The organism is Ancylobacter sp. Lp-2 (genome assembly GCF_020523795.1).
GTDB lineage: Bacteria > Pseudomonadota > Alphaproteobacteria > Rhizobiales > Xanthobacteraceae > Ancylobacter.
Map to the genome: position 1 here is coordinate 361,132 of NZ_JAJALI010000004.1, position 20,967 is coordinate 382,098.

Annotated in this window: 17 protein-coding genes; 6 read left to right on the top strand and 11 right to left on the bottom strand. The window is 67.8% G+C overall.

Going from position 1 to position 20,967, the window contains the following annotated elements:
* Window positions 1-20 precede the first annotated feature (20 nt).
* Entirely contained in the window at window positions 21-3,110 is a 3,090-nt protein-coding gene (locus LGR54_RS13115; protein ID WP_230362400.1) for a cyclic nucleotide-binding domain-containing protein, read from the bottom strand.
* Between the two features lie 416 nt (window positions 3,111-3,526).
* Between LGR54_RS13115 and LGR54_RS13120 the strand changes: the two genes are divergently transcribed.
* Entirely contained in the window at window positions 3,527-4,516 is a 990-nt protein-coding gene (locus LGR54_RS13120) for an ABC transporter substrate-binding protein (RefSeq protein WP_370638202.1), read from the top strand.
* Between the two features lie 67 nt (window positions 4,517-4,583).
* A complete protein-coding gene (locus LGR54_RS13125) occupies window positions 4,584-6,470 on the top strand; it encodes an adenylate/guanylate cyclase domain-containing protein (protein ID WP_230362401.1) in 1,887 nt (628 codons plus the stop codon).
* 196 nt (window positions 6,471-6,666) lie between these two features.
* Here the strand turns inward: LGR54_RS13125 and LGR54_RS13130 are convergent, their stop codons facing one another.
* The 6 genes from LGR54_RS13130 to LGR54_RS13155 all read right to left on the bottom strand — a co-directional run bounded on the left by LGR54_RS13130 (window position 6,667) and on the right by LGR54_RS13155 (window position 12,738).
* Window positions 6,667-7,569 (bottom strand): SMP-30/gluconolactonase/LRE family protein, encoded by a 903-nt coding sequence (locus LGR54_RS13130; protein WP_230362402.1) that lies wholly within the window; start codon window positions 7,567-7,569, stop codon window positions 6,667-6,669.
* 20 nt (window positions 7,570-7,589) lie between these two features.
* Window positions 7,590-8,807, bottom strand: a complete 1,218-nt coding sequence (locus LGR54_RS13135) for a mandelate racemase/muconate lactonizing enzyme family protein (RefSeq protein WP_230362403.1) — start codon at window positions 8,805-8,807, stop codon at window positions 7,590-7,592.
* A gap of 55 nt (window positions 8,808-8,862) precedes the next feature.
* Entirely contained in the window at window positions 8,863-9,660 is a 798-nt protein-coding gene (locus tag LGR54_RS13140) for an ABC transporter permease (protein WP_230362404.1), read from the bottom strand.
* Entirely contained in the window at window positions 9,657-10,526 is an 870-nt protein-coding gene (locus LGR54_RS13145; RefSeq protein ID WP_230362405.1) for an ABC transporter permease, read from the bottom strand. The genes LGR54_RS13140 and LGR54_RS13145 overlap by 4 nt, the downstream gene beginning before the upstream one ends.
* Window positions 10,527-10,537: 11 nt before the next feature.
* Window positions 10,538-11,623 (bottom strand): ABC transporter ATP-binding protein, encoded by a 1,086-nt coding sequence (locus LGR54_RS26030; protein ID WP_230362406.1) that lies wholly within the window; start codon window positions 11,621-11,623, stop codon window positions 10,538-10,540.
* Between the two features lie 95 nt (window positions 11,624-11,718).
* The gene (locus LGR54_RS13155; RefSeq protein WP_230362407.1) at window positions 11,719-12,738 is read right to left on the bottom strand and encodes a PotD/PotF family extracellular solute-binding protein; all 1,020 of its coding nucleotides are present in this window, start codon (window positions 12,736-12,738) and stop codon (window positions 11,719-11,721) included.
* Window positions 12,739-12,945: 207 nt separating this feature from the next.
* On the opposite strand from LGR54_RS13155, the gene LGR54_RS13160 reads away from it, so the two are divergent.
* Window positions 12,946-13,752, top strand: coding sequence for an SDR family NAD(P)-dependent oxidoreductase (locus tag LGR54_RS13160; protein ID WP_230362408.1), 807 nt, complete (start codon window positions 12,946-12,948; stop codon window positions 13,750-13,752).
* On the opposite strand, the gene LGR54_RS13165 is transcribed toward LGR54_RS13160, so the two are convergent.
* Window positions 13,749-14,765, bottom strand: a complete 1,017-nt coding sequence (locus LGR54_RS13165) for a hypothetical protein (RefSeq protein WP_230362409.1) — start codon at window positions 14,763-14,765, stop codon at window positions 13,749-13,751. The two genes, LGR54_RS13160 and LGR54_RS13165, sit on opposite strands and share 4 nt — an antisense overlap.
* A gap of 2 nt (window positions 14,766-14,767) precedes the next feature.
* Window positions 14,768-15,577: a FadR/GntR family transcriptional regulator gene (locus tag LGR54_RS26035; RefSeq protein WP_230362410.1), complete on the bottom strand. Its 810-nt coding sequence runs from the start codon at window positions 15,575-15,577 to the stop codon at window positions 14,768-14,770.
* Between the two features lie 248 nt (window positions 15,578-15,825).
* On the opposite strand from LGR54_RS26035, the gene LGR54_RS13175 reads away from it, so the two are divergent.
* The 3 genes from LGR54_RS13175 (at window position 15,826) to LGR54_RS13185 (ending at window position 18,618) form a co-directional block, all read left to right on the top strand.
* Window positions 15,826-16,680 carry a transporter substrate-binding domain-containing protein gene (locus tag LGR54_RS13175; RefSeq protein ID WP_230362411.1) on the top strand — a complete coding sequence of 285 codons (855 nt, stop codon included), beginning with the start codon at window positions 15,826-15,828 and terminating at the stop codon, window positions 16,678-16,680.
* Window positions 16,681-16,758: 78 nt separating this feature from the next.
* Window positions 16,759-17,439 (top strand): amino acid ABC transporter permease, encoded by a 681-nt coding sequence (locus LGR54_RS13180; RefSeq protein WP_214007489.1) that lies wholly within the window; start codon window positions 16,759-16,761, stop codon window positions 17,437-17,439.
* Window positions 17,440-17,448: 9 nt separating this feature from the next.
* A complete protein-coding gene (locus LGR54_RS13185) occupies window positions 17,449-18,618 on the top strand; it encodes a mandelate racemase/muconate lactonizing enzyme family protein (protein WP_230362412.1) in 1,170 nt (389 codons plus the stop codon).
* A gap of 192 nt (window positions 18,619-18,810) precedes the next feature.
* Here LGR54_RS13185 and LGR54_RS13190 read toward each other — a convergent pair whose 3' ends face one another.
* Both LGR54_RS13190 and LGR54_RS13195 read right to left on the bottom strand, forming a co-directional pair.
* Window positions 18,811-20,538: an ABC transporter substrate-binding protein gene (locus LGR54_RS13190; protein WP_230362513.1), complete on the bottom strand. Its 1,728-nt coding sequence runs from the start codon at window positions 20,536-20,538 to the stop codon at window positions 18,811-18,813.
* Window positions 20,539-20,656: 118 nt separating this feature from the next.
* Window positions 20,657-20,962, bottom strand: a complete 306-nt coding sequence (locus tag LGR54_RS13195) for a DUF2160 domain-containing protein (RefSeq protein ID WP_230362413.1) — start codon at window positions 20,960-20,962, stop codon at window positions 20,657-20,659.
* Between the last annotated feature and the right edge of the window lie 5 nt (window positions 20,963-20,967).

Genomic DNA, 20,967 nt, shown 5'->3' on the forward strand with positions numbered 1-20,967 from the left:
ATGGGCCGTGCGGGGGACGGTCAGCCGCCTTCGCGCTCGCGCTCGCGCATGGCGGCGAGATTGCCCTGGAGGCGCCGGGCCATGAGCCGCATCACCGACAGCGCCATGGGCGGGAACTCGGCCAGCAGCGCCAGGAACACCTCCTGGCGCAGCTGCAGCGCCTCGATCGAGGTGGTGGCGACGACCGTCGCCGAGCGGGGATCGCCGGTCACCAGCCCCATCTCGCCGATGATGGCGTGATGGGCGACCGCCGAGGTGTGCAGGGGCGGGCCGCCATCGGCCTCGATGAGGATTTCAGCCGCTCCCGACAGCAAGACATAGGCGACGTCGGGTTCGTCGCCCTGGCGGAACAGGACGTCGCCGGCCGCGAAGCCGACGCGCTCGCTGGTGAAGGCGAGCAGCTTCAGCTGCGCCGTGTCGAGATCGGCGAAGATCGACACCGAGCGCAGGGCGCGGATCTCCTCCTCGCGCTCGGGCGAGACGCCGGCGCCCGCGGCAACCTCTTCGGCGGACAGCGGAACCTCGGGGGGCACCACCGCGCCCGCCTTGTCCCGCAGGGTGGCCAGCCGCGCGCCCTCGAAGACCACATGCAGGTCATAGCCGGGATCGCCGCTCAGATCGCTGCCGGCTACGACCAGCGTGCGGCCGGCCATGGCGGCGCGGATGCGACTGAGTATCTGCTGCGCCTCGGTGCGGCTGAAGGCGCCGAAGGCATGGTTGAGGATCAGCAGCTCGGGCTGCTTGATGAGGCCGCGCGCCAGACCGAGCTGGGCCTTCATCGCCGGGAACAGCAGCCGGCCGGCATAGCCCGCCGGCTGTTCGAGGCCCCATTGATAGACATCGTCGTCGAGACCGAGCTCCTCCAGTGTTTCGCGGATCACCGCGTCGGCGACATCCGGCGCGCCCGCTCCGAACAGCAGATTGTCGCGCAACGGCGCGGTGGCGCAGTATTGCCGAGGGTCGTAGAAGGCGATCGACGTGTCCGACGCGGAATCGGCCCATGCGTGGAACGCCGCCCGCGCCGCCAGCAGGTGCCTCTCCATGTCGCCATCGAGTAGGCCGAGACGATGGCGCGGCTCGACATAGAGGAAGGCTAGGCCAAGAAGCCGCGTGGCATCGCCGTCGAGCGCGGCGTCGGCCTCGAGCCGGCCGAGCAGCTCGCGATAGCCGGGAAAATCCTCGGTATCGATGAAGGAAAACCGCTCGAACAGCACGTGGCCGGGCGGCAGGTCACGAAAGATCTCGACCATCGTCGCCGCCATCCGCCGGCCGATCGCGACCAGCGGCGCCATCAGGCCCAGCTCGGCGAGCAGGCGGCGGATCGGCGCGTGGCCGGCGAGGTCGGCGCCGACAAGGGCGGGGTCGTTCGGCACGCCGAACAGGATGTTCTCGCCGATGGTCGCGTTGCGGATGTAGCGCTCCGGCGCATAGGGCTCGATCGCCGCGCCAGCGCCTCGCGCGGCCAGCGCCTCGCGGATGCGCCCGCGCAGCTCGGAGATGCGCCGCACGATCTCGCCGGGCGTCTCGACATCCAGCTTGCGGGCGAGGCCGAGCCGGAACACCGGTTCGGCCAGCCCGACGATCCGCAGCACCGCCAGCAACTTGCCCGACAGCTCGGCGTCGTCGGCGGCCGCGGCGCGGGCGGGATCGACGTCCCAGCCGAGCCCGCCGCCCTCCCCGGCCGCCACGCGCCGCAGGCTGTAAAGGATGTTGTCGCGTAGGCTGCCGTCGAGCACCACCGGCTCGGGACCGACATAGGTGATGAGGCGCCCCCGCGCCTCGCGGGACAGGGACGTCAGCGGCACGCCGGCCAGCGTCAGCGTGCCGTCGCGGGCGGTCAGCCCGCCGCCCAGCAGCTGGGCGAGGATGCCGGCCCCCTCGCCGGCTTCTCCCGACAGGGCGATGTGCCGCTGCATCGGCAGGGACAGCGTGAGATGGTCCAGCACGCAATCGCCGGTCGGGGTCACCACGGTGAGCCCGCGCGCCACGATGGCCCCCTCCTGCACGGGCAGAGCGACCACCTCGCCGTGCGCCGCGGCCGGCGGGCGGGTGAAATCGTCCCCCTTCAGGCCGAAATGCTCCACCACCTGCTGGAACTTCGCCTCGACGTCGAGCCGCTGCTGGTCCCAGTCGATGAGGTCCTTCACCGGCGGCGGCAGATCGCGATAGGCGGCGATGACGGCGATGAGCTGGCCGAGATCGAGGCGCCCGGTCAGCGCGAAGAACCCGCCCACCGCGTAAAACAGGAAGGGCGTGATCTGCGCCAAGAGGTTGTTGAGCATCTTGACCGCGAATTTGCGCTCATAGAGCCGGTAGCGGATGCCAAAGAGATGATCCAGCCGCTGCGCCACCTGGCTCTTCTCGACGGCGGAAGTGCCGTGATTGGCGATCTCGCCGATGCTCTCCACCACCTCGCCGATCTTGCCGGCGAAGGCGCGCGACACGACCTGCCGCTGGCGCCCGAGGCGAATCTGCTCGCGTCGCAGCCGCGGAATGACCGTGCCCTGCACCAGGATCATGCCCAGCGCGATCAGGCCGAGCCAGAGATTCTGCACCAGGATGAACACCAGCGCGGTCAGCGCCTGCCCGCCGAGAAACACCGGCTGGACGAAGGCATCGCCGACGAAGCCGCCGATCGGCTCGACCTCGTCCTTGATGACGGTCGCCGCCTCGGAGGGCTTGATGCGCTGGAACGCCTCCGGCCGGAAGCCCAGCAGCGCCGAGAACAGGTCGAAGCGCAGGCGTTGCAGCAGCCGCTCGCCCAGCGCGCCCTTGCGCATGTTGACGACGTATTTGAAGGCGCCGTTGATCAGCACCAGCAGCAGGAAGATGCCGGACAGAGCGAAGAGATAGGAGATCCGGTCGAGCCACACGCCCTCGAAGAGCGTATGCGGGCCGCCAAGCGCCGCCGGCAGGTTCAGCGTGAGGTGGAACAGGCGGGCGGTTTCCTGCCCGGCGGGAAACGCCCTCCCCTGCAAGGCGTCGGAGATGATGTACTTGGGAAGATCGAGCGACAGATAATAGAACGGCAGCGACAGGCAGACGATGAGCAGGATCTTCACCTGCTCGCGCCGGCTGTTCCGCCAGATATAATCGAAAATGCCGATCATATCTTCGAGACGTAGGCAAAGAGGAACCGGCCGGCGCGCGCCCATCCCCGGCAGGGTGGACAGGCGGACACGCGGTCCGCCCAGGCAGCAAGGGCCGCTTTTGCCGGTCTTCCGGCGGGAGACTCTGCGAACGCAATACGGGACATGGCCTGCCCAGCGCAGCTTTTCCAGGGTCATCATAGCAGATCGGGCGGGCCGGTGGCAGCGTAGGGGTCGGCGACGGCCGGCACATTCGGCGATGTGACGCTACGTCGTGCGGACAGGCATCGACGTCTTCCGCCGCCGTGCCGGTGCGGCTACAATCCCCGGCGCCCGAATGAAGCTAGGTTCCGCTAAGCGCGGTGGCAGCCATGCCGGTCGCAGGCCCTGACGAGTTCGTATCGCAGCCCCTCGGCGTCCACCCAGCGCCGGCTACTCTGCGCCGCCGCGACGTCCTCACCTCGATGCTCGCCATCTGCGCCCTGCCGGCGGCGATGACTTCCGCGCGCGCGCAATCCTCCAGCCTGCCGGTGATCGGCTATCTCGGCTCCGAGAGCCCGGAGCGCTATGCCAGCCGCCTCGGCGCCTTCGCCCAGGGCCTCGCCGAGGCCGGCTATGTCGAGGGCCGCGACGTCTCGATGCTGTTTCGCTGGGCGGATGGGCAGTATCGCCAATTGCCGGCGCTGGCGAAGGAACTCGCGGCCGCAGGGGTGACGGTGATGGTGGCGCCGGGCGGCGCGGAAGTGGCGCTGGCGGCGAAGTCGGCCACCACCAGCATCCCGATCGTGTTCGAGCTCGGCGGCGACCCGGTGGCGCTCGGCCTGGTGGCCAGCCTCGCCCAGCCGGGCGGCAACATGACCGGGGTGACCAGCCTGAACGTCGAGGTCTCGCGCAAGCGGCTGGAATTCATGCGCGAACTGTTCCCGCAGGCGACGCTCTTCGCGATCGCGGCCAATCCGACCAGCCCGACGGTGAAATCCCAGCTGGCCAATCTCGATGCCGCCGCCGCCACGCTCGGCGTCGAGCTGCGGGTGCTGCACGCCAGTACGTCGGATGCCTTCGAGGAGCTGTTCACCGCGACCCGCGCCATCGGCGCCGGCGGGCTGGTCTTCACCTCCGATCCCTATTTCACCTATCGCAGCCGGCAGCTTGCCGAGCTCGCCGCCCAGCACGGCGTCGCGACCATCACCCAGTCGCGCGACTTTCCGCTGGCCGGCGGATTGATGAGCTATGGCGGCGACTTCCGGCAATCGCACCGCCATACCGGCATCTATGCCGGCCGCATCCTCAAGGGCGAGAAGCCGGGCGATCTGCCGGTGCAGCGCGTCACCAAGGTGGAGCTGTTCATCAATCTCAAGGCGGCGCAGGCACTGGGGCTGGCCGTTCCGCCGGCGCTGCTGGGCAGCGCCGACATGGTGATCGAATAGGCCGAACCGCCCGTCGCGCCCGCCGGCGAGGCGGCGGACCCGCCGGGAGGCCGACGGAAGGGGCCTGATGGTGACCGAACGACCCGCCTCCCCCCGTGCCTCGCTGTTCACGAAATACTTCCTCGCTTTGTTCGCGGCGGCGGTGGGGCCGCTGCTGGTCGCCGGCGGCAGCGAGGCCTGGTTCGGCTATCGCGACCAGCGCGACCGGCTGAGCGACCTGCTGGATTCCGAGGCGCGGCTCGCGGCCTTCAAGATCCAGTACTTCCTGCAGGGGATCGGCGACCAGCTGGAATGGATGGTGCAATTGCCGTGGTCGGCCGGTACCGACGAGCGGCGCCGGCTCGACGCGCTGCGCCTGCTGCGCCAGGTGCCGCCCGTCATGAGCCTGCGCCTCGTCGATGCCGCCGGCCGGGAGCGCCTGTTCGTCTCGCGCATCGGCCTGAACCGCGTCGAGAGCGGCGAGGACCATGCCGACGATCCGGCGGCGCTCGGGGCGACGGCCCAGGGGGCCTGGTACGGCCCGGTGATCTTTCAGGACGGCTCGGAACCGTTCATGACCGTCGCGGTGGCCGGCAACCGCTCGGCGGCGGGCGTGGCGATCGCCGAGGTGAACCTCAAATTCATCTGGGACATCATCTCCGCCATTCAGGTCGGCCGAACCGGGGAAGCCTTCGTGCTGGACGCGCCGGGGCGGCTGGTGGCGCATCCCGACATCAGCCTGGTGCTGCGCGCCGACGACGCCTCCGCCCGGCCGCTGCAGCTCTTGCGCTCCGCCATTCTGGCGCAGCCGGGCCAGGCCATCGCCGGCCGCGACACCAAGGGCGACGCGGTGATGGCGGCGATGGCGCCGATCCCCATGGTGGAATGGAGCGTCATCGTGAAACAGCCGGTGGCCGAGGCGTTCGGGCCGATCTATGCGGCGCTGTGGCGGACCGGCATCCTGCTGGTCGCCGGTACCCTGCTGGCCGCGCTGCTCGCCTACTGGCTGTCGCAGCGCATGATCGGGCCGATCCGCCTGCTGGAGGACGGCGTCGCCCGCATCGGCGCCGGCCAGTTCGACCATCGCATCGAAATCGCCACCGGCGACGAGCTCGAACGCCTCGCGGGACGCTTCAATCACATGGCCGGCGAGCTCGCCGTCTCGCAGGAGCGCTCGGAGAGGATCAGCCGGCTGAAACGCTTCCTCGCTCCGCAGGTCGCCGAACTGATCGAGCGGAGCGGCGACGAACGGGTGCTCGACGGGCGCCGCGTCGAGGTGGTGGCGGTGTTCTGCGACCTCAGGGGCTTCACCGCCTTCGCCGCGCAGGCGCAGCCGGAGGCCATCATCAGCGTGCTCGGCACCTATTATGACGCGATGGAACAGGTGATCGCCACGCATGAGGCGACGCTCACCAGCTTCTCGGGCGACGGCATCATGGCGCTGGTGAACGCGCCGGTCGCCTGCCCGGACCCGGCACTGCGCGCCGTCGCCATGGCGCGGGCCATGCAGGACTGCGTTCAGGCACTGCTGGTCGACTGGCGCGCGGCGGGGCACGAGCTCGGCTTCGGCGTCGGGCTGGCGATGGGGCCGGCGACGGTGGGGCGGATCGGCTCTGGCGGCCGCCTCGACTACACGGCGGTGGGCCATGTGGTGAACCTCGCCTCCCGGCTGTGCGCGAGCGCCAAGGACCGGGAAATCCTCGCCGACCGCATGGTGGCGCGCGCGGTCGGCACCGCCGTCGCCCTCACCGAACTGGAAGCGCGGCCGCTGAAGGGATTTGCCCGGCACGTTCCTGTCTTCGTCGTCGACGCACCGCGCCACGCGGCTCCGCAGGACGGGGCCTCCGTCGCGAATGGCGGGTGGGAAGGCCGGGCGGAAGCACAAACCGCCGGGAACGCTGCAACGCAAGCCGATGGCGGCGGCCTCGCCCGGCAAGCCGAGGCGGGCGAGCGCGGCACCAGGAAGAGCGTCTGAGGTGCGCATCGGCATCAGCCTGCCGATACGGCCGCCGTCCGGGTGTTCGCGGCTCTGCTCGGAAGCGGCGCGCGGGCCAAAGCGGAGCTACCAACGCCTCAAATCGTTGATATCGCTTTCAATCAAGGGAACGCGCCCCACGCTTCCGCGCGGGAATGACCGGCCGTCATCGCAGCGCCGCTGCCGGGGATTTTCATCAGCCCCCGAACGTCTTCTCGGCGATCCCCACGAAGCCCGTTTGCAGGGCGAAAAGCGAGCCGGAGAGCGGGGCCGCTTCCAACAGGGGAGTTGTAAGCTCCAGCCGCGCACTCGTCGCGAAAAGCACCGCCAGACCCTGCCCTCCGAAGGCCAGGCTGGTGAGGCGCGGCACCGGCAGCGGGATCACGAGCCCCCGTTCGCCATCCGGACCAAAGCGGGTGATCCGCCAGCCGTCCCAATGCGCCACCCAGACGCCGCCGTCGGCGTCGACGGTCAATCCGTCGGGATATCCCTCATCGATCGCCATTTCGGCGAAAACCCGGCGGTTGCTGAGCCCGACGATATCGGGCGCGAGGTCATAAGCGAGGATCCGCCGTCCAACACTGTCGCTGAGATAGAGCACGTCGCCAGCCGGCGAGAAGGCCGGTCCGTTGACCACGGTGAAGCCGCTATCCGCCAGCACGGGAGGCGATCCCGGCGCCCAGCACCACAGCGCGCCCCGTGGATCGCGCTCGGCGAGATCGCTGGTGCCGATCCACAGGCGTCCCCACCGGTCGAGCTTGGCATCGTTATAGCCGATGCCGCTGCGATGCACCTCGGGATGGCAGAGCGGTTCCATGCCGTCAGCCGCCCAGTCGTAACGCCACAGGCCGTCGGAGGCGCTCAGCACGAGGCGGCCGGCCCCCTCTCCGGCCACGATGGCCCCCAGCGGCGGCGGACGATCGATCCGGCGGGTCTCGACCTTCCCCTCGCTGTCCATGCGGTGCAGGCGGGCGAGAGCTAGGTCGAGCCAGTAGAGGTGGCCATCCGCAGGATGCCAGAGCGGGGACTCGCCGAGCGCGTCCCCGGTTTGGGCGGCGACCCGGAAGGTCGGGCGCGAGGAGGCCGGTTCGCTGGTCATCGTCCGCCCCTCCCCTTGCCTCAGGATGCCACAGGCATCGCAGATGCACCGGCCGTGCCGGCATCGTCCCCGGCGCGCGAGCGAAACAGGGTCCGGCCCCCGACGGAGATTTCCACGTCGACCCTGTATCGCTCCAGCGCGGCAGGGTCGATCTCGACCCCGAGACCCGGCGCCTCGGGCGCCGCGATCTCGCCATTGCCGTCGCGCTCGATATGGTTGGCCGTCAACTCCACCGCCAGCGGCTGCAGCGCCACCGGAAATTCGCAGAGCGTCGCCTCGGCGACGCCGGCGAAGGGCTGGAGCGAGGCGCTCAGCGCGAGGTTCGAGGTGAAGGTGTGGTTCACATAGGTGACACCCTTGGCACGCGCATGGTCGGCCACCCGCTTGGCCGGGCCGATGCCGCCGATGCGCCCGCAATCGATCTGCACATAACCGATGCCGCCGAAATCGATGAGGTTGCGGGCCATGTGGAAATTGTGGGCGCCTTCGCCGCCGGCCATCTTCACCGTGCTACGCGCGGCGAGCGCGGCATATTCACCATAGGCGCTGGCCGCGAACGGCTCCTCCAGCCAGGTGGCGCGTGCCGCCTCGAGGGCCGGAAGGCGCTCCGCCGCCCGCTCGACATCCTCGCCGAAGATCTGGCCGACATCGACGAGGAGGATTCCGTCCGTGCCCAGCCCCTCGCGAGCGGCGACGAAATGGTCGACATCCACCGCCAGCGCGCCGCGCCCGATCGGACCCCAGCCGAACTTCACGGCCCGGAATCCTTCGGCGCGCGAGCGCCGGCCGCGCTCCAGCGTCTCCTGCGGCGTGTCGCCGAAAAGCTGCGAGGCGTAAGGCGTCTTGCGGCAGGAACGGTCATAGTCGAGCAGCTTCCAGACCGGCTCGCCGCGTGCCTTGCCGAGCAGGTCCCACAGCGCCATTTCGATGCCCGACCAGGTGTGCGCGGCCTGCAGCAGGTCCATGCTGTCATATTCGACCTGCGCGGCCATGCGGGCGATGTCCTGCGGCCCGTCGAGCCTCTGGCCGAGCACGGCGTTTTGGACCGGCTGGCAGGCGCCATGCGACATCGGGCAGACGAACGCGGCGATGGAAGGCAACGGAGCCGCTTCGCACTCGCCCCAGCCGACATGGCCGCCGGCCGAGACGCGCACGACGAGCGCGTCCTGGCTGCCATCCGCCGCGGTGGTGATCTCGGGCATGGCCAGATAGAAAAAATCGACGGCTTCGATCTTCATGGGACGCGTCTTCTCTCAAAAGCAGGATGTTGGGGCGGGCGGCCGGCGTGGGGTGTCAGACCCGCTCGCCGGCGCGTTGCATCAGTCCGATGGCGAAGGTGATGGCGGCGGTGCACAGAAAGATCAGCGTCGCCAGGGCGTTGATCTCCGGGACGAAGCCGACCCGCATCATCGCCCACAGCCGGATCGGCAGCGTGGTCTGCGATCCCGCGACGAAGAGGGTGATCAGCGTCTCGTCGAAGGAGATGGCGAAGGCCAAGAGGACGCCGGAAATCAGTGCCGGCCGCATCTGCGGCAGGATCACGTAGCGCAGTGTCTGCACCCGCGACGCGCCGAGATCGAGCGAGGCCTCGGTGAGGCTGCTGCCCAGCAATTGCAGGCGCACCAGCACCGTGCGGTACACCACCGGCACGATGAAGACGACATGGGCGATGATGATGGTCACCAGCCCGCGACCGAGATCGATCTCGCGAAAGGCGATCAGCAGCGAGAGGCCGGTGATGATCGGCGGCAGCAGGAACGGCAGGAACACCATGGTCTGCATGGCGATGCCGAGGCCGCGCCGTGCCGAGACGAAGTAGAAGGCGAACATCAGCGCCAGCACCAGCGCCAGCAGGCTCGACACCGTCGCCACGACGAGCGAGGTCGAGAGCGCCGCGAGGATCTCGCCATTGGCGAGCAGGGCGACATAGGGATCGAGCGAGAAAGGCGCGAAGCCGAGCGTGCCGCGTACCCGCACGATCTGGAAGAAGGAGAGCGCCGCGGTGGCCAACAGCGGAGCGTAGAGCGCGATGAGGCCAATCCCGGCGACGAGGCCGAGCAGAGCGTCGAGGAACGGCGCCTTCTGCTTCATCGCACATGCTCCCGCCGGAGGCTCAGGCCGGCGAGTGCCACCGCGAGCAGCGTGGTGGCGAGCAGGATGACGGCGAGAGCGGAGCCGAGCGGCCAGTTGAGCGCAAGGCCGAACTGGCTGAACACGATGCGTCCGAAGGTGAAGCCCTGGGTGCCACCCACCATTTGCGGCGTGACGAAATCGCCGAAGGTGAGGATGAAGGTGAACACGGCGCCCGCCGCGATGCCCGGCCGCCCGAGCGGCAGGACGACGGCGCGCAGCGTCTGCATCGGCGTGGCGCCGAGGTCGGCGCTGGCGGCGAGATAGTTCGCCGGGATGCGATCCAGCGCCAGATAGATCGGCAGGATCGCATAGGGCAGGTACAGCACCGCCAGCGCGATGAAGATGGCGGTGCGCGAGAACAGCAGCGCCTCGATCGGCTGATCGATCAGCCCGAGCCCCAGCATGGCCTCGTTCAGCAACCCGCGCTGCCCCAGAATGGAGCGGATCGAATAGACCTTGATGATGTAGCTCATGAACAGTGGCAGCATGAAGCTCATCAGGATCAGGAAGCGCATGCGCGGGGTGCGGCGGAAGATGAACAGCGCGATGGCGGTGGAGAGCGCCACATTCACCAGCGTGACCTGAAGCGACAGCCCGACCGTCTGCAGATAGACGGGCAGGTAGCTGCCCTCGGTGAAGAAGGCGCGGTAGTTCGCGAGTGTCGGGATGAGAAGGATCTGCCCGTCCTGCAGCGTCCAGAAGCTCACCACCACGAAGGACAGGATCGGGATCACCACGAAGAGCAGCGGCAGGCCGAGATTGAGCGCATGGCCGAGGCCGGCGCGCAGGAGGTCCTGTCGGTCGCGTCGAAGGGAGGTGTTCATCGCGCCCGTCCTCACGGTGCCACCTGCAGCAGAGCAGCATCGTCGGCCGCCCAGCCGAGCCTGACGGATGCTCCCGGCCGAAGCCCGGCGACCGAACCATCGGCAAGGCGGCGCACCTTGATCACGGCTCCCGGCAGCGCGGGATTGAACAGCTCGATCATCACATTGGCCCCGAGGAAGCGCACATCCGCCACTTCGGCTGACATCCCGTGCGGGGCGGCCGGATCGGCGTCCAGCCGGACATGCTCGGGGCGCACCGCCACCAGCACGGCACTTCCCGGCGCCGGTGCCGGCCCGTCGACGGTCGCGTCGAGGCGCCCGGCGGCGGTATCGACCGTGCAGAGCCGGCCGTCGATCGCGGCCAGCGTTCCCGGAATCAGGTTGTTGTCGCCGAGAAAGGAGGCGGTGAAAGGCGTGCGGGGGCGGCGATAGAGTTCCTCGGGCGCGCCTTCCTGCTCGATGCGGCCGCGATTGACCACGATGATGCGGTCGGACAGCGCGATCGCCTCCTCCTGGTCGTGGGTGATGAAGACGAAGGCGATGCCGAGCCGGCGCTGCAACGATTTGAGGAAGCGCTGCATCTGCGCGCGCAATTCGACATCGAGGGCGGACAGCGGCTCGTCGAGGAGAATGAGCCGTGGTTCGCAGATGATGGCGCGGGCCAGTGCCACGCGCTGGCGCTGGCCGCCGGACATTTGCGCGGGATAGCGTCCGCCGAGGGTGCCCAGCCCCACCGTGTCCAGCACCTCGGCGACACGGGCGGCGATCTCCGCCTTCGGGCGCCCGCGCACCTTCAGGCCATAGCCGACATTCTCGGCGACCGTCATGTGGTGGAACAGCGCGTAGTCCTGGAAGACCGTATTGAAGGGGCGCCGGTTGATCGGCACGGCGGAGAGGTCGCGCCCCTCGAACATCAGGCTTCCGCCGTCGATCCCCTCGAAGCCGCCGATAATGCGCAGGATGGTGGTCTTGCCAGAGCCGGAAGGCCCGAGGATGGTGAGGAATTCGTTGTCGGCCACGGTGATGTCGATGCCGTCGAGCACGCGCACCGCGCCATAGCGTTTCGAGACGTTGTTGAGATGGAGGAGAGGCTGCACGCGTGTCGTTCCGTCATCCGGTCGAGGGAGGCGGCATCCGGATGCCGCCCGAGGTCACGGCCGGCCCGTCGGGCCGGCCCTGTCGGAGGCGGCGGCTATTCGGCCGCCTTGACCTCGTTCCAGATCGCCTGGCGGCGGGTGTAGTCCTCGGGATTGTCCGCCCAGATCAGGCGGCTGGCGTAATCCATCCCCTCGGGGGCGTCGGTGGTCGAGCCGTAGCCGAACTTCTTCGCCATGTCGGCGCCGATCTTCTTCTGCAGCACGAAGTTCATCCAGGCATAGGCGGCGTCGGGGTTAGACGTGCCCGCGCTGACCGTGAGATTGTCGAGCCAGCCGACGGCGCCCTCCTTCGGGATGGCGTAGCCGACATCGAAGCCCTTCTTCTGCAGGTTGATGGCCGCGAGCTCTCCCATGGAGAACATCAGCACCACGTCGTTTTCGGTCCAGATGGTGGTGCCTTCGTCGAAGCCGGCGAAATAGGTGAGCAGGTTGCGCTTGAGGGCGATCAGCTTGTCCTTCACCTGCGCGAACTGCGCGTCGGTGAGGTGGAACGGGTCCTTCATGCCCAGCACGATGGCGCCGAAATTGACGGCGTTGTTGGCGTCGTCGAGCGAGATGACCTTGCCCTTGTATTTCGGGTCCCACAGCACCTCCCAGCTTTCCGGCGCGGTGGGGAAGGTCTTCTTGTCATAGACCATGCCGAGCGAACCCCACGCCCACGGCACGCCATAGGTGGCGCCGTCGAAGGTGGCGTTCGCCATGTCCCGGAACTCGGGGAGAAGATTGCCGGCGCTGGTGAGCTTGGCCTTGTCGATCGGGGCGATGAGCTTCTGGTCGGCATAGGCCTTGAGGCTGGCCGTATCGATGGTGACGACGTCGTAGTCCTTGCCGTTCGACGCCTTCATCTTCGCGATCTGCTCGTCGACGCCACCGACATAGGTCACCTTCACGGTGATGCCGGTCTGCTTCTCGAATTCCTCGACCCAGGCCGGATCGGCATAGCCCTCATAGGCGAGCAGGCGCACCTCGCCCTTCGGCTGGGCGACGGCCGCCGCCGAGGAGAGAAGGGTAAGCGTGGTGAGCGACGCGGCCACTGCCCTCGACATCCAATTCATCGTCTGTTCTCCATCTGGCGCCGTTTGGCTTGAGGCAAAAAAATCATATTTAATTTTGCCGGTCAATTCGGCGCTTGAAGAAATCGGCCGAAAATCGTCATTCTCACGCGGCGAACCCTGGCTCTCCTCCGAGTGAGGATCGATTGACGTCACTAAATATCATATTTTATATCGACACTTCCCTGCCCGTCATTGCTGGAACCGCTCATGTCCACCGAGGTCCTGTCTGCCCTGCCCGCCGCCCGCCGCCTGGAGGGACGCGTCGCCCTCGTCACCGGCGGAGCACGCGGCATTGGCCGTTGCATTGCCGAGCGCTTCGCCGCCGAGGGCGCGCAGGTGGTCGTGGCCGATATCGACGAGGCGGAAGCGCTCCATGCCGCCGCCGAGCTCGGCCCGCAGGCGCTGGGGCTGCGCGTCGACATCGCCGATGCCGCCTCGATCGCGGCGCTGGCGCAGACCGTCGAGCAGCGCTATGGCCGCTGCGAAATCCTCGTCAACAATGCCGCCATCCTCGACGCCGCCGGCGTGGACGCCATGAGCTTCGACCATTACCGCACGGTGATGGACATCAACCAGGATGGCGCCGTCCGGGTGACGCTCGCCTTGCTGCCGCTCATGCGCAAGGCCGACGCAGGCCGGCGCATCCTCAATATCGTCTCGATCCAGGGCGTGCGCGGCACCCGCGATTCCCTCGCCTATGCAACCGCCAAGGGCGCGCTGGTCAACTTCACCCGCGCCCTTGCCTGCGACCTCGGCGCGGAAGGTATCGTCGTCAACGCGCTGGCTCCCGGCTTCATCGATACGCGGATGGCGCAACTGCCGGACGGCAGCGGCCATGAGCACGAGACCGACTGGTTCCGCGACATCTATATCCGCCACGGCCGCATTCCGCTGCGCCGACCCGGCACGCCGGTGGACATCGCCGGGCCGGCCTTCTTCCTCTGCTCGGACGATGCGCGGTACGTGACCGGCCAGATCCTGCTCGTCGACGGCGGCCTGTCCGCCACCTTCTAGGCGCGGGGAAGCGGACGCGCCGCGAGGCTGTAGCGAAGGATGGCGGGCCGCTCCAGCGTCGCCACCAGACAGGTCGGCGTGCCGGCGGACGCAATCGGGTTGTCGGCCAGCGACACCGCTTCGGCGAAATCGAAGCAGGCCGCTATCGGCTCGATGCCGAGACCACGGTAGCGCCCGTCCCAGGGCGCGCCGGCCAGCGCCCGGTCGCTGATCCACAGCAGGCACGAGGGCAGCAGATCCCGGTCCCAATCGAGGCTCAGCACCGCCCCGCGTTCCGCGAAAATCGCCTCCACCGCCCCCTCGACATCGCAGAGCTGAAGCACATCCTCCATGGGCTCGGCTTTTGGCAGGCGCGCCAGATCGACGACACCGCCCGCACGGGACGGCACGGCGGCAAGGGTCGCGAAATCGCGGCCGATGGCCGCCCGCATCGCCCCGCCCGGCACCATAGCCGGATAGGTGAGGCCACGGCGGAAACGGGCCTGGAGGTGCAGGCTTTCCGGTGGGACATCCAGCGACAGGATGGGATGCAGGCCAAGCGGAAGACGGGTCACGCGCCGCACCTCGATCGCGAGTTCGAGGTCCAGCGCCGGTGCGTCGGGCCGCACCGCGAGCGTGCGGGTGAGCCGCCGCACCGCATGATCAGCCGGGTAGTCGAGCGTCAGCCGGATGTGACCCGCGCCCTGCTCCTCCACGCGCCATGTGGCATTGGCGGCCAGGCCATGGGGAGGATCATTGCAGAGTTCGAGGCCGAATTCGCTCCAGCCCGGCGCGATCCCGTCGAGCGGCCCGCCGACGCCAAAGGGCAGGCACACGAACTCCGCGCCGAGATGACGCAAATGGGCGGGCAAGGCGCCCAACAAAGGATCGTCCGGCGACCAGTGTGGCCGGGCGAAGGGCGCGAAGGGCCCATCAGGCAGATGGAAGACAAGCTCGGTGAGCATCGCCCCCATCGGCGACACGCGCAGGGCGCCATGCGGCCAGTCGAGCGCGAGAAGATCGAGCGGCGCCACGCTCACTTCAGCGCCGCGAGCAGCGAATCCTTGCCGTCGAGGATCACGTCGCGCATGGCCCGCGCCGCCCCCTCCCCCTCGCCACCGGTAATCGCCTCGAACACCGCCCGATGCTGGCTGATGTCGTCCTCGACGCTTTTGTCCGCCTTCAGCGCCTGCTGCTGGATGGAAAAGCTCAGATGCAGGAAGTCGGCGACCAGATGGGCGAAGCTGCCGAGCAGCACGTTGTGGCTCGCGGCGAACACCGCCATGTGGAAGGCGACGTCGGCATGGGCATAGGCGGTCAGATCGCCGCTCGTCGCCTCCATGGCGTGAAGCGCCGCCCGGATGCGACGCAGGTCCTCGATCGTCGCCCGGCCGGTAGCGAGCTGGGCGGCCGCGGGCTCGATCATCAGGCGCAGCTCGATCAGATCGCGCATCATGGTGTCGCGCAGCGCGGCGGAGCCGTTCCCATCGCCGAAATGCCAGGCGAGCACGTCGCTGTCGAAGGTGTTCCACAGGTCGCGCGGGCGCACCCGCGTGCCGACTTTCTGGCGCATTTCGATCAACCCCTTGGCCGCCAGCACTTTCAGCGCCTCGCGCAGGGAGGGGCGGCTCGCCGCGAATTCCGCCATCAGGTCCGGCTCGCGCGGCAGCAATTCGCCGGGCGCGAAACGGCCGGAAACGATGGCGCGGCCGAGCTCGGTGATCACATGGCCCTGCACGCCGCTGATGCGATAGCCGGACGGGCGCACCGGACGGGGCGCGCGCGCCTCACCGGGCGCGGCTTCGGCCTCGGGGCGCTGGCGTGGCGTCGATGGGCGCTCCGTCACTGGCGCTCTCCGTCTTCTGTCGTTGCGGCCGCTTGGCGATAGGCAGGCTTGGGGCCATCCCTACCGGACACGATAGCCTACGCCGCGCATGGGGGCCTTGCCGCCCATCGGCCTGCGATCATGTCCACAGGATTCATTTAAATCATATTTTTTAGCCAAACAAGGCGGCGCATCTGGACAGGCGGCGCATATTAAATAATATTTTTTCGTCGGCACAGATCGACCCTTCCAGAGACCAGGAGAATGGCATGCTCAGGACCGTATTGGCGGCCGTGCTCGCGGCTGTCGTCAGCGTCAGCGCGAGCGCGCAGGAATTCCAGTTCGAGGCGCCGCCGCTGTTCGACAATTGCGGCGATAGCTCTCTCGCCCGCGCGAAGACCGAAGGCGTGACTCTCGGCTTCTCGCCCTCGCCGCCCTACTCCTCTCTCGATCCGGCGACCAAGAAGGCGGGCGGGCTCGACATCGAGCTGGTGGAGGCGGCGCTGAAATGGGCCGGTGTCACCACGTTCAAATATGAGGTGATGCCGTTCGGCCAGCTCATCCCGGCCTTGCTCGCCAAGCGTATCGACGTCGTCTCCGCCAATATCCACGTCACCCCGGACCGGCTCAAGGCGGTGTCCTTCTCCGGTCCGGCGTGGTGGTACGGCCCGGCCATCGTCGTGGCGAAGGGCAACCCGGCGGGCATTACCTCCTTCGAGGGCCTCAAGGGCAAGAAGGTCGGGGCCATCGCCGGCTCGGCGGCCGATGAATATCTGCGCAAGATCGGCGTTGCCGTGACGGCCTTCCAGACCGACGCCGAGGAATTCGCGGCGATTTCCACCGCCCGCGTCGACGCCATTCTCGACGACGACGTGAAGATCATCGAGTTCATGAAGGCCAACGGTTCGACGCCGATCGAGATCGTCGCCAACGTCGCGATCCCGGACGAGCTCATCTTCAAATACGGCTATGGCTATGCCCGCTACGCGCTACGCAAGGACGATTGCTCGTTGCGCGTCGCCTTCACTCAGGGCCTCGCCGAGGTGCGCGGCAATGGTCAGGCCACGGCGATCTTGAAGACGTACGGGCTCACCAACCGCAACCTGTTCTTCTTCCCGCTCTGACAGCCGCCGGGCTCGGTCAGCGGACGCGCGGGGCGTTGATCCCGCACGTCCCTTCCGGCTTCCGCAGCAGGTTGCGTCATGAACCTTCTCGATCTCTCGGTCGTCGACGAATACGGCTCGGTCTTCCTGCAAGGCCTTGCCATGACGACCTTCCTCACCCTCGTCGTCATCCTCCTGGCAGGGGGGCTCGCCGTTCCGCTGGCGCTGGCACGGCTTTCGCCGCGGCGCTGGATCCGCTGGCCGGCGGATTTCTATGTCGAGTTCATCCGGGCCACGCCGCTGATCCTGCAGCTCATCTATATCTACTACGTGCTGCCCAGCGCCGGCATCCGGCTGGAGCCGGTCACGGCGGCGATCATCGGCCTCACGGTGAATTACTCCGCCTTCATGAGCGAGGTCTATCGCTCAGGCATTCAGGCGGTGCCGAAAAGCCAGTATGAGGCGGCGCAAAGCCTGGGGCTCGGCCGCACCATCACCTTCATCAAGATCATCTTCCCGCAGGCGTTCCGCATGGTCCTGCCGGCGCTCGGCAACTATCTCATCGCCCTGTTCAAGGATACGGCGCTGGCATCGGTGGTCACGGTGCAGGAACTCATGTTCTCCGGGCAGATCGTTGCCGCGCGCAACTACCAATACTTCACCGTCTATACCGTCACCGCCATTCTCTATTTCTCCGTCGGCTTTCCTGCCGCCCTTCTCGTGCGCCGGCTGGAGCACTGGTCGCGGCGTGGCTGGTCGTCGCCTGATCGAAAGTCCTGAGTGATCTCCATGTCCGACATCGCCTTGCCGAAAGTGACCATCCGCTCCATCGCCGTCGCCCCCCTGTTCGGCGAAAGCCCGAAGGGCGGCTGGTCGGCCGAGATCAAACCGGAGGATTCCGTCCACGCGCTGATCGCCGTGCACACGGAAGAAGGCATCACCGGTCATGGCAGCGTGTTCACCGACGGGCGGCTCGTCCAGGCCGCCGTCGACGTGCTCGAGCCGCTCTGGCGCGGCGAGAACGCCCTCGAGCCTGAACGCGTCACCGAAAAGCTGCATCAGAACAGCTTCTGGATGGGGCGCGGCGGCAGCCTCACCCATGCGATCAGCGGTATCGACATCGCCCTGTGGGACATATTGGGCAAAAGCCTCGGCCAGCCCGTGGGGAGGCTGCTCGGCGGCACCTATCGCGACCGCGTCACGCCCTATTGCTCGCTGTTGATGGAGGAGCCCGAGCGCATGGCCGACGTCATCGGCCCGCATCGCGCGCGCGGCTTCAAGGCCTTCAAGATCGGCTGGGGGCCCTTCGGCCGGCGCGGCAGCACGAAGCTCGACGAGGCGATCGTGCGGGCCGCCCGCGAGGCGGCGGGGCCGGATGCCCAGCTCTTCGTCGACGCCGGAGCCTCCGACGCCTATTGGCCGCAAGGGCTGAAATGGGCGCTCAACACCGCGCAAATGCTACGCGACTACGATGTAGGCTGGTTCGAGGAGCCGCTGCGGCCGGATGCGCTGGAAGGGTTCCGGACGCTGCGCCGGGCGAGCCCGGTGCCGATCGCCGGCGGCGAGGTGCTCACCCGCCGGCAGAGTTTCGTCCCCTGGCTCTCCACCGGCGCCCTCGACATCGTGCAACCGGATGTGACCAAGGTTGGCGGCCTCAGCGAGCAGCGGCGCATCGCCTGGCTCGCCGACGATTTCGGCCTGCGCTATGTCGGCCATGGCTGGAACACCGCGCTGGGGCTGGCCGCCGATCTTCAACTCGCCGCCGCGCTGCCGCATTGCGACCTCGTCGAGTTCATCGGCGGCAGCGCCTATGTCGACGGCATCGTCGCCGAGCCGTTCATTCTCGACGACGAGGGCAAGCTGCATATTCCCGACCGGCCGGGCCTCGGCGTCGACCTCGATCCCGAGGCGCTGGCGCGCTTCACGCACGCGCCCGCGTCGCTCTTCGCCGCCGCATGAGGTTCGCCACCAATGGTCGGCCGTCCGGCAGGGCGGCCGACCATTCCGCCTGATCAGGCCTGGCGCCAGCTCCCATTCCAATGCTGGGGCGGTCTGCCGATCTTTCGCCCGTGCGGCGGCGAGAACTTCCGTGCAACAGGCTGGAGCGGGGCCTGATCCGGCCCCGCTCCCGAAGGATACCCTTCCCGCGGCTCAGTTACCCTTCGGCGGTGTAGCGGGCCAGGACTTGATGAGGGCGTCGTAGTCGACGGTCTCGCCCTTGGGCTTCTCATTGGCGAGCTTGGGCTGCGGCGCCAGGTTGCCTTCCTTCTTGGCGAGCTCCACCCAGTACTCCATCGGATGCTTCTCGTTCAGCTTCGGACCGCAGTCGCCCTGCACGCCCGACTTCTCCAGACGCGCCATCACCGATTCCTGCGCCTCGGCCAGCGAGTCCATCGCCGCCTGCGGCGTCTTGGCCCCCGAGGAGGCGTCACCGATGTTCTGCCACCACAGCTGCGCCAGCTTCGGATAATCCGGCACGTTGTTGCCGGTCGGCGACCACTGCACCCGCGCCGGCGAGCGGTAGAACTCGACCAGGCCGCCGAGCTTGGGCGCCCGCTCGGTCATCGACGGCGACCAGATGTCGCTCTCGCGGATGAAGGTCAGGCCGACATGGCTCTTCTTCAGCGACACCGTCTTGGAGGTGACGAACTGCGCATAGAGCCAGGCCGCCTTGCGACGCTCCACCGGGGTCGACTTCAGCAGCGTCCAGGAACCCACGTCCTGGTAGCCGAGCTTCATGCCGTCCTTCCAGTAGGCGCCCTTCGGCGAGGGGGCCATGCGCCATTTCGGCGTGCCGTCGGCGTTCATCACCGGCAGGCCGGGCTTCACCATGTCGGCGGTGAAGGCGGTGTACCAGAACATCTGCTGGGCGATATTGCCCTGCGCCGGCACCGGTCCGGCCTCGGAGAAGGTCATGCCCAGCGCCTGCGGCGGCGTGTATTTCTTCAGCCACTCGATGTACTTGACGATCGAGTACACCGCCGCCGGGCCGTTGGTGTCGCCGCCGCGCTCCACGGTGGAGCCGGTCGGGCGGCAGCCCTCCATGCGGATGCCCCATTCGTCGACCGGCTTGCCGTTGGGCAGGCCGCGATCACCATTGCCGGCCATGGACAGCCAGGCATCGGTGAAGCGCCAGCCAAGCGAGGGGTCCTTCTTGCCGTAGTCCATGTTGCCATAGACCTTGACGCCGTTGATCTCCTTCACGTCGTTGGTGAAGAACTCGGCGATGTCCTCATAGGCCGACCAGTTCACCGGCACGCCGAGCTCGTAGCCATACTTGGCCTTGAACTTGGCCTTGAGGTCCGGATTGGTGAACCAGTCGTAGCGGAACCAGTAGAGGTTGGCGAATTGCTGGTCGGGCAGCTGGTAGAGCTTGCCGTCCGGCGCGGTGGTGAAGGAGGTGCCGATGAAGTCCGGCAGGTCCAGCGTCGGCGAGGTGACGTCCTTGCCCTCGCCGGCCATCCAGTCGGTGAGCGGCACCGCCTGCTTGTAGCGGAAATGCGTGCCGATCAGGTCACTGTCGTTCACCCACGCATCGTAGATGTTCTTGCCCGACTGCATCTGCGTCTGGATCTTCTCCACCACGTCGCCCTCCTGGATGAGGTCGTGGGTGAGCTTGATGCCGGTGATTTCCGAGAACGCCTTGGCGAGGGTCTTGGCCTCGTATTCATGCGTGGTGATGGTCTCGGAGACGACGTTGATCTCCATGCCCTTGAAGGGCTCGGCTGCCTTGATGAACCACTGCAGTTCCTTCAGCTGGTCCTCCTTCGACAGCGTCGAGGGCTGGAACTCAGCGTCGATCCACTTCTTCGCAGCCGCCTCGTCAGCACGGACAGGCGCGGCGAGTGGCACGGTGAGGGCGATGGCGAGGGTCGCCATCGAAACGCGTGATAGGCCTTTCATGGTCGTTTCCTTCCTGCCGGATAACGCGCCGCTCTCTGTTCGGCTGGCACCGGGCGCACATGCCAGCCGCTTTCGTTCCGGGACCGGATGCCCTTCACACCAGGCGGAACACCGCCAGCGCCCAGATCAGCGACAGGCCGGAGGCCCAGCCGAGCTCTCCCCCGACCAGGGCGATCCAGGCGAGATGGATGAAGGCGGCGCCCAGCAGCGCCAGAAACAGCCGGTCGCCGCGTGTCGTCGGAAAATGCAGGACACCGACGCGCGGTGCTTCCGGCCGCGCCGCGGCCAGCCATGTCATCAGCGTCAGCGTCAGCGCCAGGGCGATGAAGAACAGGCCGGTCTGCCAGGTCCAGGCCATCCAGGCCGTGCCTTCCGACAGATGCGCGAGAAACCCTTCCATGCCGG